The sequence below is a fragment of the Aeromonas sp. MR19 genome (assembly GCF_963899305.1).
GTDB classification, from domain to species: Bacteria; Pseudomonadota; Gammaproteobacteria; order Enterobacterales; family Aeromonadaceae; genus Aeromonas; species Aeromonas bestiarum.
The window spans coordinates 20,551-37,794 of record NZ_CAWQWZ010000013.1 but is presented as its reverse complement, the minus strand read 5'-3'; the positions used below and the strand labels follow the sequence as shown (position 1 = coordinate 37,794).

Annotated in this window: 14 protein-coding genes; 11 read left to right on the top strand and 3 right to left on the bottom strand. The window is 61.3% G+C overall.

Translation table 11 applies throughout. The features are described from left to right. Window positions 1-191: 191 nt before the first annotated feature. Window positions 192-1,397, bottom strand: coding sequence for an MFS transporter (locus tag AACQ95_RS12000; protein ID WP_241280988.1), 1,206 nt, complete (start codon window positions 1,395-1,397; stop codon window positions 192-194). Between the two features lie 141 nt (window positions 1,398-1,538). Then, a complete protein-coding gene (locus AACQ95_RS11995; RefSeq protein WP_098983732.1) occupies window positions 1,539-2,318 on the bottom strand; it encodes a COG4705 family protein in 780 nt (259 codons plus the stop codon). Between the two features lie 456 nt (window positions 2,319-2,774). On the opposite strand from AACQ95_RS11995, the gene AACQ95_RS11990 reads away from it, so the two are divergent. From AACQ95_RS11990 to AACQ95_RS11970, 5 genes are all read left to right on the top strand, one after another. After that, a complete protein-coding gene (locus tag AACQ95_RS11990; protein ID WP_241280987.1) occupies window positions 2,775-4,400 on the top strand; it encodes an MCR-3-related phosphoethanolamine--lipid A transferase in 1,626 nt (541 codons plus the stop codon). A 58-nt stretch (window positions 4,401-4,458) separates the two neighbouring features. Next, window positions 4,459-4,596: a hypothetical protein gene (locus AACQ95_RS11985; protein WP_157774625.1), complete on the top strand. Its 138-nt coding sequence runs from the start codon at window positions 4,459-4,461 to the stop codon at window positions 4,594-4,596. A 251-nt stretch (window positions 4,597-4,847) separates the two neighbouring features. Further along, entirely contained in the window at window positions 4,848-7,397 is a 2,550-nt protein-coding gene (mprF, locus tag AACQ95_RS11980) for a bifunctional lysylphosphatidylglycerol flippase/synthetase MprF (RefSeq protein ID WP_241280986.1), read from the top strand. 9 nt (window positions 7,398-7,406) lie between these two features. After that, the gene (locus AACQ95_RS11975) at window positions 7,407-8,093 is read left to right on the top strand and encodes a virulence factor (protein ID WP_241280985.1); all 687 of its coding nucleotides are present in this window, start codon (window positions 7,407-7,409) and stop codon (window positions 8,091-8,093) included. 156 nt (window positions 8,094-8,249) lie between these two features. Continuing rightward, window positions 8,250-9,803, top strand: a complete 1,554-nt coding sequence (locus AACQ95_RS11970) for a methyl-accepting chemotaxis protein (protein ID WP_241280984.1) — start codon at window positions 8,250-8,252, stop codon at window positions 9,801-9,803. 85 nt (window positions 9,804-9,888) lie between these two features. On the opposite strand, the gene AACQ95_RS11965 is transcribed toward AACQ95_RS11970, so the two are convergent. Then, window positions 9,889-11,493 (bottom strand): GGDEF domain-containing protein, encoded by a 1,605-nt coding sequence (locus AACQ95_RS11965; RefSeq protein ID WP_241280983.1) that lies wholly within the window; start codon window positions 11,491-11,493, stop codon window positions 9,889-9,891. An 89-nt stretch (window positions 11,494-11,582) separates the two neighbouring features. Here AACQ95_RS11965 and AACQ95_RS11960 point away from each other — a divergent pair, with 89 nt between their 5' ends. The 6 genes from AACQ95_RS11960 to maiA all read left to right on the top strand — a co-directional run bounded on the left by AACQ95_RS11960 (window position 11,583) and on the right by maiA (window position 17,204). Next, on the top strand, window positions 11,583-12,242 hold the full coding sequence (locus AACQ95_RS11960) for a TIGR01621 family pseudouridine synthase (protein WP_241280982.1): 660 nt from the start codon (window positions 11,583-11,585) through the stop codon (window positions 12,240-12,242). Continuing rightward, complete coding sequence (locus AACQ95_RS11955; protein ID WP_241280981.1) at window positions 12,239-12,907, top strand: HAD family hydrolase; 669 nt, start codon at window positions 12,239-12,241, stop codon at window positions 12,905-12,907. Before AACQ95_RS11960 ends, AACQ95_RS11955 begins: the two co-directional genes overlap by 4 nt. 260 nt (window positions 12,908-13,167) lie before the next feature. Beyond that, complete coding sequence (gene hppD, locus AACQ95_RS11950) at window positions 13,168-14,277, top strand: 4-hydroxyphenylpyruvate dioxygenase (protein ID WP_043556469.1); 1,110 nt, start codon at window positions 13,168-13,170, stop codon at window positions 14,275-14,277. A 50-nt stretch (window positions 14,278-14,327) separates the two neighbouring features. Further along, window positions 14,328-15,485 carry a homogentisate 1,2-dioxygenase gene (locus tag AACQ95_RS11945; RefSeq protein ID WP_241280980.1) on the top strand — a complete coding sequence of 386 codons (1,158 nt, stop codon included), beginning with the start codon at window positions 14,328-14,330 and terminating at the stop codon, window positions 15,483-15,485. Between the two features lie 8 nt (window positions 15,486-15,493). After that, complete coding sequence (locus AACQ95_RS11940; protein WP_241280979.1) at window positions 15,494-16,492, top strand: fumarylacetoacetate hydrolase family protein; 999 nt, start codon at window positions 15,494-15,496, stop codon at window positions 16,490-16,492. Window positions 16,493-16,565: 73 nt separating this feature from the next. After that, on the top strand, window positions 16,566-17,204 hold the full coding sequence (gene maiA / locus AACQ95_RS11935; RefSeq protein ID WP_052159089.1) for a maleylacetoacetate isomerase: 639 nt from the start codon (window positions 16,566-16,568) through the stop codon (window positions 17,202-17,204). Window positions 17,205-17,244: the final 40 nt, after the last annotated feature.

Here is a 17,244-nt window from a genome sequence, read left to right as displayed (position 1 = left end):
ATGCGCAGTGGTAATATGTGATTGGGATGGATTGGACTATGTTTGTTTCTAATTTATTGATAGTAAATGGCTTTCTGGATTAGCGTGGAGTTGGTTGGACTTAATTACGGCGGGCACCTCCTCCGCCATCTTTAGAGAAGCCCCAGACAACCTCGTTGTCTGGGGCTTTTTGCTGCCTGTGATTGGACTTTTCATCCGTTGTCAGGGATTGAGCCTGTTCGCCAGAGCAGTACCAGCAGGGTGAGCAGACAGAAGGCCGCGCCCGTGTAGAAGGTAAAGGCCGCGCCCAGGCTATCCCACATCCAGCCCGCCACCAGGCTGGCCAGCAGCATGGCGAGGCCGCTGACCAGATTGAAGAGACCATAGGCGGTGCCGCGCAGATCAGCGGGTGCCGTGGCGGCCACCATAGCGGCCAGCAGCCCCTGAGTCATCCCCATGTGCACGCCCCACAGTGCCACCCCCGCCAGCATGACGGCCCAGTGGGTACTCGCGGCCAGGGTCAGGTCGGCCGCGATCAACACCAACACTCCCCATATCAGCAGCCAGGTGTGAGGCAGGCGATCCGAGAGGCGACCGAACGGGTAGGCCGACAGGGCATAGACCAGGTTCATCACCACCATGACCAGCGGCACCAGGGCCAGCGGTACGCCGGTCTGCTGGGCGCGCAGCACCAGAAAGGCTTCGCTGAAGCGGGCCAGGGTGAACAGGGCGCCGATGACGACGACCCACAGGTACCCCACTCCCAGCCGGCGCACATTGTCGCGCCGCAAGGGATTGCTGCGCACGGCGGGCCCGGGCTGTGCGGGTTCGCGCAGGCCGATGGCGAGCAGGGTGACCGAAGCCAGCCCGGGTATGACGGCCAGCCAGAAGATGGCGCGAAAATCGTCGTGCCAGAGCAGCATCAATCCCACCGCCAGCAGGGGGCCGAGCAAGGCGCCGACTGTGTCGAGGGATTGGCGCAGGCCGAAGGCGGCGCCGCGCAGCGCAGCCGGGGTGAGGTCGGCTACCAGCGCATCGCGGGGTGCGCCCCGAATGCCCTTGCCGACACGGTCCAGCAGTCGCGCCGCGAGTACGAGTCCGCTGCCGGATGCCATGGCAAACAGCGGCTTGGTGAAGGCACCCAGCCCGTAACCCAGCAGGGCCAGCCCCTTGCGTCGCCCCAGATAGTCGCTCAGGGTGCCGGAGAAGACCTTGACCATCAGCGCCGTGGCTTCCGCCGCCCCTTCGATGAGGCCGACGGTGAGGGCGCTGCTGCCGAGCACAGTCACCATGAAGAGTGGCAACAGGCTGTGGATCATCTCGGACGAGATATCCATCAGCATGCTGACGAAGCCCAATACCCAGACACCGCGCGGGATCTGGCTCAGGGGTGTGTGACGGGACGAGTGCGGGATCATGGTGATTTGCCTTGCACGGAAGCGGCTCTCTCAGAGCATAGTCAGCCGCGCTGCCCGCCGAAGGTTGAGGGCTGCGCCGTCTTATCAAGAGCGCAGGAAAATGGGACAGGCTGGCGCAGCAGCCTGTCCCGATGGCAGGGGTTATTGCTCTATATCGAGCTCGGCATTGGCCAGGCGTCTGTGCTGGATGGTCGAGATCAGCACCAGTACGGCGATGGCGGCCAGCAGGGTAAAGGAGGCGGAATAACGGCTCAGCTCCAGCCCTCCCTTGCTCAGCGGCTTGTCCAGGAAGTCGCCTACTACTGCGCCCAGCGGCCTGGTCAGGATGAACGCGGCCCAGAACAGCAGGGTACGCGATACCCGGGTCAGGTAGTAGGTTGCCACTATGGCCACCAGCATGCCGCCAAACAGCACGGCACTGCCTGCATAGCCAAAGCCGGCTTCATCCGCGGTCCAGTCACCCAGTGCCGTCCCCAGAGTTTGGGAGAACATGATGGTGATCCAGTAGAACATCTCGGTACCGGGCGTGGTGACGCTGCCGGTGGAGATGTTGCCCTGAAACTTGTACCAGGTGAAGAAGGAACCCATCAGCAACAGGAACAGCAGGGTGGAGCCGCCAGCATAACCGAGCCCAAGCGAGCGATCGGCAAAGTCTGCGAGCGTGGTGCCGACCGTGGTGGTGGCTATGATGGTGGTCCAGTAAAGCAGGGGTTTATAGGAGGTCGCCGCGATTTGGGCGCTGACCGATACAAAGAAAATGACGGCAAAGATCGCCGTTCCTACCAGATAACCGAGATCCATCGACATTGAGACGGCGTCGCCACCGGTTTCTCCCAGCGTGGTTGCCAGAATTTTGATGACCCAGAATGCCAGGGTGATCTCTGGCACCTTGCTGATTGCTGCGTTGCTGTTGCTATGCATGTTAACCCTCTCTCGCTGATGCCGTTCGACGAGGACTCGTCAGGGCACAGCGTCGCCGAGAAGTCTTAAGCAAGTGTTAAGAGGCAGGGAGCGCATCACTATTTTTATTGCGCGCGGCGCAGCCCTCACTGAGGGCAGGGGGCCTTTTGGTATATCCATGGCGGTGGGCCGCTCTTTTTTTGAGCGGTCATTTATCATGGGCTGCTTAATTTTTCCTTAAGTATTGTGGGTTAGCCTGCATCTTTCTTGGCATTTATTGACATGACTCACATTATTAGGGGTGTCTGAAAATATCCTGCCCGGTGTCTTCATGGCTCTGTTACCATCCGGCGCCAAATATTTAAACACCAACATGAATAAGTATTTTAACGGTGTAATAAAGGCGCCAAATATTTAAACACCAACATGAATAAGTGTTTTAAAGGTGTAATAAAGAAGTGTAATAGGGAGATATACATGCCTTCTTTTCTTAAAATAAGAATTGTTCCATTTGTTTTTCTGTTGGCATTCCTCTTTGCCTTTCTGCTCAACTGGTCAGTTTTGCTGCATTTCTATGAAATATTGACCCAACTTGAACACGTCAAGCTCGGGTTTGCCATTTCCATTCCCGTCGTATTGGTTGCGGCCCTGAACTTTGTATTCATGCCCTTTTCCGTACGCTATTTCATCAAGCCTTTCTTTGCCTTCCTGTTTATCACGGGGGCCATCGCCAGCTACACCATGATGAAATATCGGGTGCTGTTTGATGGCGACATGATCCAGAACATCTTTGAAACCAACCAGAGCGAGGCTCACTCCTACCTGAGCATGCCTCTCGTCAGCTGGGTGCTGCTGGCCGGGGTCTTGCCCGCCGTGCTGCTGTTTTTCATCAAGATTGAGTATCCGGCGAAGTGGTATCAGGGTCTGCTGCAACGGGGACTCTCCATGCTGGTATCCCTGCTGGTATTGGGGCTGATAGCCGCGGCTTATTATCAGGATTATGCCTCGGTCGGTCGCAACAACCAGACCCTGAATCGGGAGATAGTCCCGGCCAACTACATGTACAGCACCACCAAATACCTCTACAAGCGCTATCTGGCCGAACCCATCCCCTTCAAGCGCATGGGGGATGATGCCAAACGGGTGAGCAAGGCCGACAGGCCGACCATGATGTTCCTGGTGGTGGGGGAGACGGCCCGCGGCAAGAACTTCTCCATGAACGGCTATCACAAGGAGACCAATCCCTTCACCAGCAAGCAGGCGGGGATCATCTCCTTCAAGGATGTGCGCTCCTGCGGCACGGCGACGGCGGTCTCTGTGCCCTGCATGTTCTCCAACATGGGGCGCAACGAGTTTGATGGCAATGTGGCACGCAACAGCGAAGGCTTGCTGGATGTGCTGCAAAAGAGCGGCATCTCCATCTTCTGGAAAGAAAACGACGGCGGTTGCAAGGGGGTCTGTGATCGGGTGCCCAACATGGTGGTGAAGCCGCAGGATCACCCCAAATTCTGTGACAAGAACACCTGCTATGACGAAGTGGTGCTGGAGGGGCTGGACGATGAACTGGCCGCCATGAAAGGGGACAAGCTGGTGGGTTTCCATCTGATTGGCAGCCATGGGCCTACCTATTACAAACGCTATCCGGGTTCCCATCGCCATTTCCTGCCGGACTGCCAGCGCAGCGATATCGAGAATTGCAGCGATCAGGAGCTGGAAAATACTTACGACAACACCATACGTTATACCGATTACGTGGTCGCCAGCATGATCGACAAGCTGAAGAAATACGAAGACAAGTACAATACTGTGCTGGTCTATATTTCGGACCATGGGGAATCATTGGGAGCTCTGGGTCTCTATCTGCACGGCACGCCCTACAAATTTGCTCCGGACGATCAGACCCGGGTGCCTATGCAGGTGTGGATGTCGCCCGGTTTCTCCCGGGACAAGGGGGTCAATCTCGATTGCCTGCAGCAACATGCGGCCAGCACTCGCTACTCTCATGACAACTTATTCTCGTCCATGCTGGGGATCTGGGATGTAAATACGGCGGTATATGACAAGCAGCTGGATATGTTCAGCCAGTGTCGAACGGTTCAATAATGAGCCAATGATAAAAAGGGGAGCCTGGCTCCCCGTTTTATTTGGGGATTGCCGGGCCATGGCTGTTGTCTGGCTGATGTGTATTCCTGCTGGTCGTTTGTTGGACCGCGTGTATGATGAGCCTGCTGGTTATTTATTCGCCAGTGAAGGCGGTGTGATTCACGGGGAGCAAGCCACCTTATTGCAGGCGAATTAATCTGCCTGCGACTGAGTAATTTATTCTTCTGCCAAGGCTCGTCTTTTCCAAAAAAGTCGATATAAAGTGGGATGTCATGACAAGCCGGGTTCGCGTGACGGGGCAGGGCACATATTGCATGTGCCATATGCCGGTCGCGGGCTCGCAACATGGTCAATCAAAGGTCAAGGCACGGGGCATTCCCCGTCGCTGGCGGCAGTTTTCAGCAACATGATGCGGGCAGCCATGATCCGCGTCGGTAGGAATTGGCAATGCGGCGTCATCTGTTCACCTGGTTAGGCCCGTTATGTAGCTTGTTGTTGTTGGGGGCGGCACTGGCCGTCCTCTATCGTCTGACTCATCTCTGGCACTGGCACGATATCCGGCTGGCCATCTGGTCCTTGCCGATACCGCTGCTGGGCGGGGCCCTGTTGCTGACGCTGCTCAGCTATGCCTGTCTCTGCTGCTATGACATGCTGGCGGTGCATGCCCTCGGCAAGCGCCTGCCCTGGCAGCAGGTGGGGGTCACCTCCTTCATCGCCTACACCTTCTCCAATACCCTGGGGTTTGCCCTGCTGACCGGCTCGTCGGTGCGCTATCGCATCTACTCTTCGCTCGGGCTCGGCACCGGGGAGGTGGCCCGGGTCATCGTCTTCTGCTCAGTCACCTTTTTCCTCGGCCTGCTGGCCTGGGGTGGCAGTGCCTTGCTGGTGGGGCAGGCCTCCACCCTGTTGCCGAGCTGGCCGCTGTGGGCCGATCGGCTGCTCAATCTGGCGGGGGGAATGGCGCTGTTGGCCGTGCTGGCCTACCTGTTCTGGCCAAAACCGGCGCTGACCTGGCGTGGCCACCAACTGGTGCTGCCTGTGTTCAGGACGCGGCTGCTGCAACTGCTGGTGGCGCTGCTGGACTGGATGGCGGCGGCCGCCGTGCTCTATGTGCTGTTGCCGACGGACAGCGTCCCCTATCCCGTGCTGCTCAGCGCCTTCGTGCTGGCCAGCTTCCTCGGGGTGCTGGCCCATGTGCCCGGCGGGATCGGGGTGTTCGAGGCGAGCATGAGCCTGCTGCTCGCCAAGTATCTGCCGGTGGACAAGCTGCTGGCCTCCCTGCTGCTCTATCGCTGCATCTATTACGTGCTGCCCTTCCTCTGTGCCCTGCTGCTGTTTACCAGCCAGGAGCTGTTGCAACAGCGGGCCCGCTGGAGCCGCCTGCAGGGCATAATGGCGGCGGTGCGCGAGTTCCTGCCGGCGCTGATCAGCCTGGGCGCCTTTGCGGCGGGCAGCCTGCTGCTCTGTTCGGGCATGATCCCCACCATGCGCGGGCGCATCGAGATCCTCTTGCAGGTATTGCCGCTGCACCTGCTGGAGCTCTCCCATGTGCTCGGCAGCGTCAGCGGCGCGCTGTTGATCCTGCTGGCGCGCAGCCTCTACCGGCGCCACGATGCCGCGTTTCGCATCACCCAGCTGCTGCTGGCGCTGGGGATGATCTTCTCCCTGCTCAAGGGGTTTGACTGGGAATCTACCCTGCTGCTCGGGCTGTTTTTGCTCATCATCACCCCCTGTCGCGCCCTGTTCTATCGCAAGGGCTCCCTGCTCCACGCCCAGTTCACCCCGGGCTGGCTCATCTCTGTGGGCGCCGTGCTGCTGGGGGCGCTCTGGCTGCTGCTCTTCTCCTACCGGCAGGTGGAGTATGACCACGCCCTCTGGTTCCACTTCTCGCCCCATGGCGCCGCCTCCCGTGGCCTGCGGGCCATGGGCAGCGTGGTGGCCGTGCTGGCCGTGGTCGGGGTGGCGCAACTGCTGGCGCCGCTGCGGGTCTCGGGTCGCAAGCCGGAGCCGGAGGAGCTGGCCCGGGCCCAGGCGCTGGTGGTGCGCGAGGGGGGCTGTCATGGCTACCTGGCTCAGCTTGGCGACAAGTCGCTGCTGTTTCACCCCGGCGGCGAGGCGTTTCTCATGTATGGCGTTGAGGGGAATGGCTGGATCGTGATGGGGGATCCCATCGGCCAGCCCGAGCTTATCGAGGAGCTGCTGTGGCAGTTTCGCGAGCTGTGCGATCAGCACGATGCCAGCCCGGTGTTCTATCAGGTGTCGGCCCGCTACCTGCCGTTCTATCTCGAACTGGGGTTGATCCCGTTCAAGCTGGGGGAGGAGGCCATCGTCGATCTGCCGGGCTTCGATCTGGCTGGCAGCCGGCTGCGCAACCTGCGCCAGAGCCATGCCAAGGGCAAGCGGGAGGGGCTGTCGTTCGAGGTGGTGGCGGCAGATCAGCTGCCGGCGCTGCTGCCCAGGTTGAAGGAGGTCTCCGATACCTGGCTGCAGAGCAAGCAGGGCAAGGAGAAGGGCTTCTCGGTCGGCAGTTTCGAACCCGACTACCTCAGCCTGAGCCCGGCAGCGCTGGTGCGGCACAGCGGGCAGATAGTCGGTTTTGCCAACCTCTGGGTCAGCGACAACAAGGAGAGCCTCTCCATCGATCTGATGCGCTACAGCCTGGACACGGGTACGGCGCCCATCATGGACTTTCTGTTCGTCGAGCTGCTGCTGTGGGGCAAGGCCGAGGGCTATGCCAGCTTCAACCTCGGCATGGCGCCCATGTCCGGCTTCAACGACCATCCCTTGAGCGGTTACTGGACCCGGCTTGGCAACACCATCTTTACCCGTGGCAGCCGTTTCTACAATTTCCAGGGGCTCAGACGCTACAAGGAGAAGTTCTCTCCGCGCTGGGAGCCCCGTTATCTGCTCTGCACCGGCAAGCTGGTGCTGCCCAGAACCCTGACCAACTTGATTTCCCTGATAAGCCGAGGCCCGTTCGGGCTGATAAAGAAATAGGAGTCGGCCATGAGAGCCCTGTTATTGCTGTTGGTGTGCTGTGCATTTCCGCTCTTTGCCGCATCGGTGAAAGAGGATCTGGGTCTGGTGGAGCTGCCGGTGGCGCAAGCCTCGGCGGCACCCATGGTGGTGTTTCTCAGCGGGGATGGTGGCTGGGCGGCGCTCGACAAGGGGCTGAGTGCCCAGTTTCAGCAGCACGGCATGCCGGTGGTGGGCTGGAGCTCGCTCACCTACTACTGGAAGAAGAAGGATCCGCAGCAGATTACCGCCGATCTGGTGCGCGTGCTGGCGGATTACCAGTCCCGCTGGGGGCGCCAGCGCTGGCTGCTGGTGGGCTTCTCCTTCGGGGCCGAGATAGTGCCCTTCGTCATCAACCGGCTGCCCGAGCCCTATCGCGAGAGCCTGGTGGGGGCCGTGATGCTCTCCCCCTCGACTGCCTCCGATTTCGAGATCCATGTCAGCGACATGGTGACCCACGACAAGGCTGGCAGTTACCCCACCCAGCCCGAGGTCAATGCCATCCACTCTCTGCCCATGCTCTGCATGCAGGGGGCGGATGACGACTCCTCCGTGCGGCTCTGCCCCCGGTTGCAGCAGCCCAACGTGACCACTGTGACCCTGCCCGGTTCACACCATTTCGAGGACGATTATCCGGTGCTGTTCAAGGCCATCACCAGTCACCTCTCCTGGCAGTAATGGTCTGACCTGACGGGGGCGCTAGCTCATGTTCGGCCACTCTTCCTGCTAAATGTTGTTTAGGTATCCCTTGTCACACTCTGCTCATGCCGCCCTTTACAGGGTCTGACCACTTCCCAACACTTTGTTGAGCAATGGCTCAGAAGGGAGTGCGACATGCGTGAACAAAAGACCCATCTTGTTGATCAGGAAGTGGATTTCCCTGCCGATGAACAGTTGGTCTCCACCACGGATCTGCAGGGCGTGATCACCTACGCCAACGATCATTTCTGCCGGGTGGCCGGTTACAGCCGCGCCGAACTGGTCGGCCAGCACCACAACATGGTGCGCCACCCCGACATGCCCAAGGCGGCGTTTGCCGATCTGTGGGGCAAGCTCAAGCAGGGCCAGCCGTGGCGCGGCATGGTGAAGAACCGCTGCCAGGATGGCCGCTACTATTGGGTGGATGCCTATGTCACCCCTATCTTCGAGCAGGGCAAGGTCAACGGTTACCAGTCGGTGCGCTGCCGCGCGGATCCGCAGATGAAGGCCATTGCCGCCCGCACCTATGCCCGCTTGCGCGCCGCCGAACAAGGGGGTCGCCAGCCCCGTCTCTCCCTGTCACGGCTGCGCCACGGGGTCGCCGGGGCTGGGCTGCTGGCGCTGGCCTGGCTGGGGGCCGTGCAGCTTGGCTCCTGGGCGCCGCTCTATATGGCGCTGCCGCTGGTGCTGCTGGGCCTGATCTATCGCCACGAGCTCATCACCACCCCCCGTTACCTGCAGCAACTGGCTGAGGAGTATGACAGCCTGACCCGGCTCATCTATTCGGGGCAGGAGCCGAGTGCCATCGCCGATTTTCACATCAAGCTGCTGCAGGCCCGCATCCGGACCGTGCTGGGGCGGGTGGATGATGCCACCCACGCCCTGCAGGATCTGGCGGTGCACCTGAAGAGTGCCTCCAGCGAGGCCAGCTCGGACATTGCCGAGCAGGATGCCCAGACCCAGCAGATGGCGGCCGCCATCACTCAGATGGCGAGCACGGCGCAGGAGATAGCCCGCAACATCCAGGACACCAACAGCCAGATAGCCCAGGCCAAGACCCATTGCCAGCACACAGATCGCCAACTCATCGACACGGAACGCAAGATCACCGAGTTGGCGACGGAGGCGGAGCACGCCTTTGCCTCGGCGGTGGCGCTGGCCAGCGAATCGGATCGCATCGGGGTCTTGATGGGGGAGATCCAGGGCATAGCCGATCAGACCAACTTGCTGGCGCTCAACGCCGCCATCGAAGCGGCCAGGGCGGGTGAGCAGGGGCGTGGCTTTGCTGTGGTGGCGGACGAGGTGCGCACCCTGTCGACCCGTACCCACAAGGCGACCGAGCAGATCCAGAGCAGCATCAGCCAGATCCAGCGCACCCTGAATGGCTGGAAGGGCATGATGCAGAACAACCTGCAACAGACCCAGGCCTGCGTGGAGATGACCCGGCAGGGCTCCGGCAGCCTGCATCAGGTGCTGGCCGAAATCGAGCTGGTGATGGACTTCTCGGCCCAGATCTCGGCGGCGGCGGAGCAGCAACAGGCGGTGGTCGAGGACATCAGCCAGAACGTCAACCTCATCTCCCAGCACTCCCACGCCAACAGCAACAAGATGCAGGATGTGGACGAGTCGAGCGAGATCCTGCTGACCAAGGCCAGACAGCTCAAATCCCTGGGGCAGACCTTCGGCTAAGCCTGCCTGCGTCCTTGATGTTGATAACCACAAGGCCACCCCGCGGGGTGGCCTTGTGGCGTTGGAGCGGGTCTGACGCCGTCAGTCAGGCAGAGCTTGACCCTTGGCCGGCATTGGCGGGGGCCAGCTCGATCCCCTTGTCGTTGTACATGGCGCGATCGGCGTGGATCAGCCACTGCTCGGCGCGCCACCCCGGCTGGTATTGGCTGATGCCGACGCTGATGCCGACCGCCAGCAGATGCTCGTTGACCTGAAAAGGCTGGGCCATGGCCATCCGGATCACCTCGGCTATGGTCTCGGCTTCGCCCAGATCCTGATCGGGCAGCAAGAGCACGAACTCGTCACCGGCCAGCCTGGCGAAGAAGCGCTGGTGGTTGAGGCTGCGGGTGATCCGCTCCGCCAGCTGGCAGAGGATGGCATCCCCGTGGCTGTGGCCAAAGCCGTCGTTGACCTGCTTGAAGTTGTTGAGATCGCAAAACAGCAGACAACCTGGGCTGGGGCTCATGATCTGCGCCTCCAGCCGCTCCATCAGGCTCAGGCGGTTGGGCAGGCCGGTGAGGGGATCTCGCCGTGCCAGCTGCAATATCTCCTCTTCCCGCTGCTGGCGCAGGGCGATCTCGCGATTGAGGCGCTTGTTGCACACCAGCAGGTAGACAGCCAGCAGCAGGATCAGCGCGCAAGCCGTCAGACTCAGCAAAAACCAGGGGCGCCAGAAGACCCATTGCTCGGAGGGGGCCTGATAGAGAAAGCCGGTCAGCGGCACCGGCTTCGGAATGAGGCCGATCTCGGCCAGCTGCTGCATGATGTGGGTGACGCGATCCGGGTTCATATACCCGATCTCCACATAGAGCGGCTGGATCATCTCCTTGCTCACCTGCAGCTCGTACTCCATGTGGGCCTGACTGCGGTTGACGCCGTACGCCTTGCGCAGCAGGGTTATGGCCTCCTGGGGGTGGGCGAGGGCATAGCGCCACCCCTCGAGACTGGCGGCGCGAAAACGCGCCACCCGGTCCGGGTGGGCTTGCTCCTGCGCCTGGGTGGTAAACAGTATGTCGCTGTAGAAGTCGATGCCGTAATTGCGCGGGTTGATGACGGAGACGGGGATGCCGCGCTCTTCCAGATAGAAGGGCTCGTTGCTGAGGTAGGCGTTGAAGATATCGACCCGGCCCTCGATGAGATCCTCGATATTGACCGAGGTCTGGATCGGGGTGAGCTGGTGTTCATTGAGGCCCTGATAGTAAAGGGTGGCGAGCAACTCGGCGTCCTGATGGGCGGAAAACATCATGATCCGTTTGCCACGCATGCCATCAACGGTGAGAATGCCGCTGTCACGGCGGGCCAGGAAGATGGACGGGGAGTGCTGAAAGACGCAGGCGAGCGCCAGCAAGGGCGTGCCCTTGGCATAGGCGGTCAGCACCTCTGTGTTGCCCACGCCAAAGTCGGCGCGACCGCTTTGCACCTCCTCCACCGGGCTTATGCCCTTGCCACCCGGCCTTATCTCCACGTCCAGTCCGGCCATGGCATAGAAGCCCTTGGCCTTGGCCATGTGATAGCCAACGAACTGGGGCTGGTGCAGCCAGCGCAGCTGGAGCACCACATGTTCCGGCGCTTCAAGCGGGGATTCGCTGGCCCGTAGGGGCATGGCGTGACTGGCGCCAATCAGCAGCAACCAAAGCAAGCATCTCTTCATCCGTGCGAGTCTTGTTCTGAGTGTTCATGGGGGGCGACCCCTTGAGAGGGTCATATTCTTGTAATGAAACAGATTCTAAAGGGTTATTGATGTACCGGATACTAGCGCAGCACAAAGATTTCATGGTGATCAACAAGGGGCCCGGCCTTGGCATGCACGACGAGACCGACGAGTCCGGTCTCGTCAATCCGGGCCTGGTCAGTCGGGTCAAGGCCGACACAGGGCTCGTTCTCTATCCCGTCCATCGGCTCGACAAGATGACCTCCGGGCTGGTGTTGCTGGCGCGTACCACGACGGCGAACCGGGCGCTCAGCATGGCGTTTGCGGACCGGCAGGTGAGCAAGCAGTATCTGGCCCTCTCCGATCGCAAGCCCAAGAAGAAGCAGGGCTGGGTCAAGGGGGACATGCAAAAAGGGCGTGGCGGCAGCTGGATGCTGGCGCGCAGCCTGGACAACCCCGCCATCAGCTGGTTCGACTCTGTGCCGGTGCGCGAGGGCTTGCGGCTCTACCGCATCAAGCCCCAGACCGGCAAGACCCACCAGATCCGGGTCGCCCTCAAAAGCATAGGGGCGCCCATTCTGGGGGATGAGCGCTACGGCGGCACGGCGGCCGATCGCGGCTACCTGCACGCCTGGCGCCTGAGTTTCCCCCTGGCAGACGAAGCATTCGATTTTATCTGCCCCCCCGATGAGGGTGAGATGTTTCTCGCCCCCGAGCTCGATGCCGCCATCGCGGGATTGAGCGAATGAGCGGCGCTCAGGCGCTGCCTGAGAACCCGGTGCCCGCCAGCGGCTGGATCCTGGCGGATTTTGACGACACCCTGGCCCCGGGCGACAGCCACGCCGGCCTGCTGCGTTACATATTGCATCGCCGCCTCTGGCCGCTGTTATTGCTGCCGGTGATCGCGCTGGGTGGCCTGGTGTACCTTGTGCCCAGCCAGCGCAGGCGGGGGATTTCGCTGATCTGGTGGGCCATCACTCTGGGGCTCTCGCCCCTGGGCTGGCGCAAGCTGGTGCGGGCTTACTGCCGCACCCGACCCGGCCTGTTTCGCGAGGCGCACGCCTTGCTGGCGGACGTGCACGAGCGCTGCTGGGTGATCTCCGCCAGCCCCCGCGCCCTGGTACGCGCCCAGCTCTATCAACAACTGCCCGGCACGCTGCCCCATCGCACTCTGGGCTCGCGGATGCACTACCGCTGCGGCGGTCTGATGCCGCGTTTTTACTGCCACGGCCGCCACAAGATCCTGCCCGAGATCCGCGCCATCGCCGCGGTACTCAGCTTGAGCGACAGCCTGCACGATCTGCCGCTGCTGGCGCTGGGGGCACAGGCCTGGCTCATCAATCCCACCCCGAGTCGCCTGCAAAAAGCGCAGGCGCGCTTGCCCTGCATAGTGCCCAAACAGTGGCGGCTGTAAGGGAAAGCTGACAGCCTGCCGGGTCGCCGTGGGGCGATCCGCAAGGCTGCAGCCTCAATGTCACAATCTATTTACATCTTTTTGCGAGGGGACGGGGAAACTATCTGAAACCCGCCTCTTCTCTTCTGTCGCGCACCTGCTTCTAATGAAACAAGTTGTTAACAATGGACCGATTGACGCAGTGGCCAGCTTGACAGTGCGCCGCTGTGTCAACCCGCTTTAACCACTTTCAGTCATCAGCACATTGCAAGGAGCGCATCATGACGACCACTTCCTCTTCCCGTTCCCATACCATCAATCCCCTCGGCACCGATGGTTTCGAATTCGTCGAGTACACGGCGCCGGATGCCAAAGGCATAGCCGCCCTCAAGGCGCTGTTTGTCTCGCTGGGCTTTGCCGAGGTGGCACAACACAAGCACAAGCAGTGCTGGCTCTACCGTCAGGGCGACATCAACTTCGTGGTCAACGCCGAGCCCCACTCCCAGGCGGAGCAGTTCGCCAGCCTGCACGGGCCTAGCGTCTGCGGCATGGCGTTTCGGGTGAGCGATGCGGGCAAGGCCCAGCAGTTTGCCATCACCAAGGGCGCCAAGCCCTTCGTCGGCAAGATAGGGCCCATGGAGCTCAACATCCCCGCCATCTACGGCATAGGCGAGAGCACGCTGTCGTTTGTCGACCGTTACGGCGACAAGGGCTCCATCTATGACGTGGATTTCGTCTTCTACCCGGACTGGCAGGCGCGCATGGCCGAGGTGGATGCCGGGCTTTACGAGATAGATCACCTGACCCACAACGTCCAGCGCGGCAATATGGATGTCTGGTCGAACTTCTATGAGCGGATCGGCAACTTCCGCGAAATTCGCTACTTCGACATCGAAGGCAAGCTGACCGGTCTGCATTCCCGTGCCATGACGGCCCCCTGTGGCAAAATTCGGATCCCCATCAACGAATCCTCCGACGACAAGTCCCAGATCGAGGAGTACCTGCGCCAGTACAAGGGAGAGGGGATCCAGCACATAGCCCTGGCCTCCAGCGACATCTACCAGACCATACGTACCCTGCGTGGCCGCGGTACCGGCTTTATGCCGACGCCGGACACCTATTACGAGAAGGTCAACAGCCGGGTCGAGGGCCATCAGGAGGATCTGGAGGCGCTCAAAGCGCTGCGGATCCTGATCGACGGCTCGCCGACGAAAGATGGCATCCTGTTGCAGATCTTCACCGACACCGTCATAGGCCCGGTGTTCTTCGAGATCATCCAGCGCAAGGGCAACGAGGGGTTCGGCGAGGGCAACTTCCAGGCACTGTTCGAATCCATTGAACTGGATCAGATCCGCCGTGGCGTCTTGAGCGGAGAGCCCAGCGATGCGTAACGGGATCCGACTTCATCGAACCGTGCTCCACTCATGCGAGGTATTTGGCGATGCGTAACTGGATAAGTTTTCCCCATCGGGAGGGGACCCACTCCCGCCAGGCTCATGCCGATCTGCCGGAGCAGGCCATCTACGAGCGTGAATTGGGGCGGGCCGGTTTCTTCGGCCCCGCCACCCACATGCACCACAAGCACGCTCCCACCGACTGGACCAACTGGGAGGGGCCGCTGCGGCCGAGGGCGTTTGACTTGAACGGTTTGCAGGAGGAGGTGAGCTCCCTCTCCCCCTGGGTGATGCCGGATATTCTGCACAATGTCCACTGCCGCTACCGGATGTGGCGCCTGCAGGAGGCGATGCCGTTTCTGGTGCGCAACGCCGACGGCGACGAGCTGCTGTTCATCCACGAGGGGAGCGGAGAGTTCTACTGCGACTACGGCCACCTGACCTTGCGGGACGGCGACTATGTGGTGATCCCCCGTGGCACCATGTGGCGTATCGAACCCACTGCGCCCCTGTTCATCCTGATGATAGAGGCGACCAACGACAGCTATCAGCTGCCGGACAAGGGGCTGGTGGGCAATCACGCCATCTTCGATCCGGCGGCGCTGGATGTACCCGCCATAGACCCGGCCTTTTTGGCCCAGCAGGATGAAAATCCCTGGTCGCTGCAGGTCAAGCGCCACAACCAGGTCTCCGTCATCACCTGGCCCTTCAACCCGCTGGATGCGCTGGGCTGGCACGGGGACTTGTGCGTGGTGCGCCTCAACTGGCGTGACATTCGCCCGCTGATGAGCCACCGCTACCACTTGCCGCCCTCGGCTCACTCCACCTTCGTGGCGAGCCGGTTCGTCGTCTGCACCTTCGTGCCGCGCCCCATAGAGAGCGATCCCGGCGCCCTCAAGGTGCCCTTCTATCACAGCAATGACGACTACGACGAGGTGCTCTTCTACCACGCCGGGGACTTCTTCAGCCGGGACAATATCGAGCGGGGCATGGTCACCTTCCACCCCGCAGGTTTCACCCATGGCCCCCATCCCAAGGCGTTTGCGGCGGGGCAGGCCTATGCCAAGAAATTCACCGACGAGGTGGCCGTGATGCTGGATACCCGCGATGCGCTGAACATTGGCGGCCTGTGCGAAGGGGTGGAGAACCCGCGCTACGTCAGCAGCTGGCAGCGCCCGGACCTCATGACTGCCACCGGCAAATAAGGATTTTTATGAAACTTGCAACCTTGAACAACGGCAAGCGCGATGGCGCCCTGGTAGTGGTCAGTCGGGATTTGAGCCGTGCGGTGCGGGTGGCGTCCATCGCCCCCACCCTGCAGGCGGCCCTCGATGAGTGGGCCGAGACCGAGCCCAAGCTGGCCGCCGCCTATCAGACCCTCAACGATGGCACCTGTGCCGATGCCTTCCCGTTTGATGAGAGTGAATGTCTCTCGCCCTTGCCCCGTGCCTACCAGTGGGCCGACGGCAGCGCCTACGTCAACCATGTGGAGCTGGTGCGCAAGGCCCGTGGCGCCGAGATGCCGGAAAGCTTCTGGCATGATCCCCTGATCTACCAGGGCGGCTCGGATTGCTTCCTGGCGCCCCGCGGCCCCATAGTGATGGGTTCCGAGGAGTGGGGTATCGATTTCGAGTCGGAGGTGGCCATCATCACCGACGACGTACCCATGGGGACGAGCCCGCAGGCGGCGGCCGCCCACGTCAAGCTGCTGATGCTGGTGAACGACGTGAGCCTGCGCAACCTGATCCCGGGCGAGCTTGCCAAGGGCTTTGGCTTCTTCCAGTCCAAACCGTCGAGCGCCTTCTCGCCGGTGGCCATCACCCCGGACGAGCTGGGGAGCGACTGGCAGGAGGGCAAGGTGCATCTGCCGCTGGAAACTTATCTCAACGGCGCCCTGTTCGGTGCCCCCAATGCCGGGGTGGACATGACCTTCAACTTCCACGAGCTGATCGCCCACGCCGCCAAAACCCGACCGCTCGGGGCGGGCTGCATCATAGGCTCTGGGACAGTCTCCAACTATGACCGCAGTGCCGGATCCTCCTGCCTCGCCGAGCTGCGCATGTTGGAAATTATCGAGTCAGGTCAAGCCACTACACCCTTTCTGCGCTTTGGTGATACAGTGTCCATCGCGATGCAGGATCGCAACGGGATGAGTCTGTTTGGCACCATTTTGCAAAAAGTCACGCAACAGGATGTCAGCCAGATGACGTGAAGGAGCCAGTGCGGGCACAGGGCCGACTGGTGAACGGCAGGTGCCCTTGCACCTGCCAACACAGGGACAGATTATGTTGCAGTTGTTTGGATATTGGCGTTCATCGGCAAGCTATCGGGTGCGGATCGTGATGCAGCTCAAGGGGCTCGATTACGAGCATCACCCAGTCAACCTGCGGCAGGGCGAGCAGCGCGAGAAGGCCTATCATCGCATCAATCCCCAGGGGCTGGTGCCCTTCCTCATCGACGGGGATGTGCAGTTCGGTCAGTCGGTTGCCATCATGGAGTACCTCGACGAGACCTATCCCGCCTATCCGCTGATGCCCTCGGCCGCCCAGGCGCGAGCCAGGGTGCGCCAGATAGTCAACATGATCGCCTGCGACACGCACCCGCTCGACAACCTGCGGGTGCTCAACTATCTGGAGCAGGAGCTGGGGCTGGGCAAGGCACAGCGTGATGCCTGGTATCGCCACTGGATTGACGAGACCTTCAGGGTACTCGAACCCTTGTTGATGACCACGGCAGGTGTCTATTGCGTCGGCAACGAGGTGACCCTGGCCGACTGCATGCTGGTGCCCCAGGTCTACAACGCCCGCCGCTACGACATGACCCTGGATGAGTACCCTACCATTGCCCGCATCGTCGCCAACTGCGAGCAGCTGCAGGCCTTTATCAAGGCCGCCCCGGAGCAGCAGCCGGATGCGCAGGTCTGACATTGTGCATGCGGGTTGGGCTGCATGACACCGGCCCAAC

Bases quoted from the DNA above. Each gene is read 5' to 3' on its own strand.
- AACQ95_RS12000 (WP_241280988.1), bottom strand. From the start codon at position 1,397: ATGATCCCGCACTCGTCCCGTCACACACCCCTGAGCCAGATCCCGCGC.
- AACQ95_RS11995 (WP_098983732.1), bottom strand. From the start codon at position 2,318: ATGCATAGCAACAGCAACGCAGCAATCAGCAAGGTGCCAGAGATCACC.
- AACQ95_RS11990 (WP_241280987.1), top strand. From the start codon at position 2,775: ATGCCTTCTTTTCTTAAAATAAGAATTGTTCCATTTGTTTTTCTGTTG.
- AACQ95_RS11985 (WP_157774625.1), top strand. From the start codon at position 4,459: ATGGCTGTTGTCTGGCTGATGTGTATTCCTGCTGGTCGTTTGTTGGAC.
- mprF (WP_241280986.1), top strand. From the start codon at position 4,848: ATGCGGCGTCATCTGTTCACCTGGTTAGGCCCGTTATGTAGCTTGTTG.
- AACQ95_RS11975 (WP_241280985.1), top strand. From the start codon at position 7,407: ATGAGAGCCCTGTTATTGCTGTTGGTGTGCTGTGCATTTCCGCTCTTT.
- AACQ95_RS11970 (WP_241280984.1), top strand. From the start codon at position 8,250: ATGCGTGAACAAAAGACCCATCTTGTTGATCAGGAAGTGGATTTCCCT.
- AACQ95_RS11965 (WP_241280983.1), bottom strand. From the start codon at position 11,493: ATGAAGAGATGCTTGCTTTGGTTGCTGCTGATTGGCGCCAGTCACGCC.
- AACQ95_RS11960 (WP_241280982.1), top strand. From the start codon at position 11,583: ATGTACCGGATACTAGCGCAGCACAAAGATTTCATGGTGATCAACAAG.
- AACQ95_RS11955 (WP_241280981.1), top strand. From the start codon at position 12,239: ATGAGCGGCGCTCAGGCGCTGCCTGAGAACCCGGTGCCCGCCAGCGGC.
- hppD (WP_043556469.1), top strand. From the start codon at position 13,168: ATGACGACCACTTCCTCTTCCCGTTCCCATACCATCAATCCCCTCGGC.
- AACQ95_RS11945 (WP_241280980.1), top strand. From the start codon at position 14,328: ATGCGTAACTGGATAAGTTTTCCCCATCGGGAGGGGACCCACTCCCGC.
- AACQ95_RS11940 (WP_241280979.1), top strand. From the start codon at position 15,494: ATGAAACTTGCAACCTTGAACAACGGCAAGCGCGATGGCGCCCTGGTA.
- maiA (WP_052159089.1), top strand. From the start codon at position 16,566: ATGTTGCAGTTGTTTGGATATTGGCGTTCATCGGCAAGCTATCGGGTG.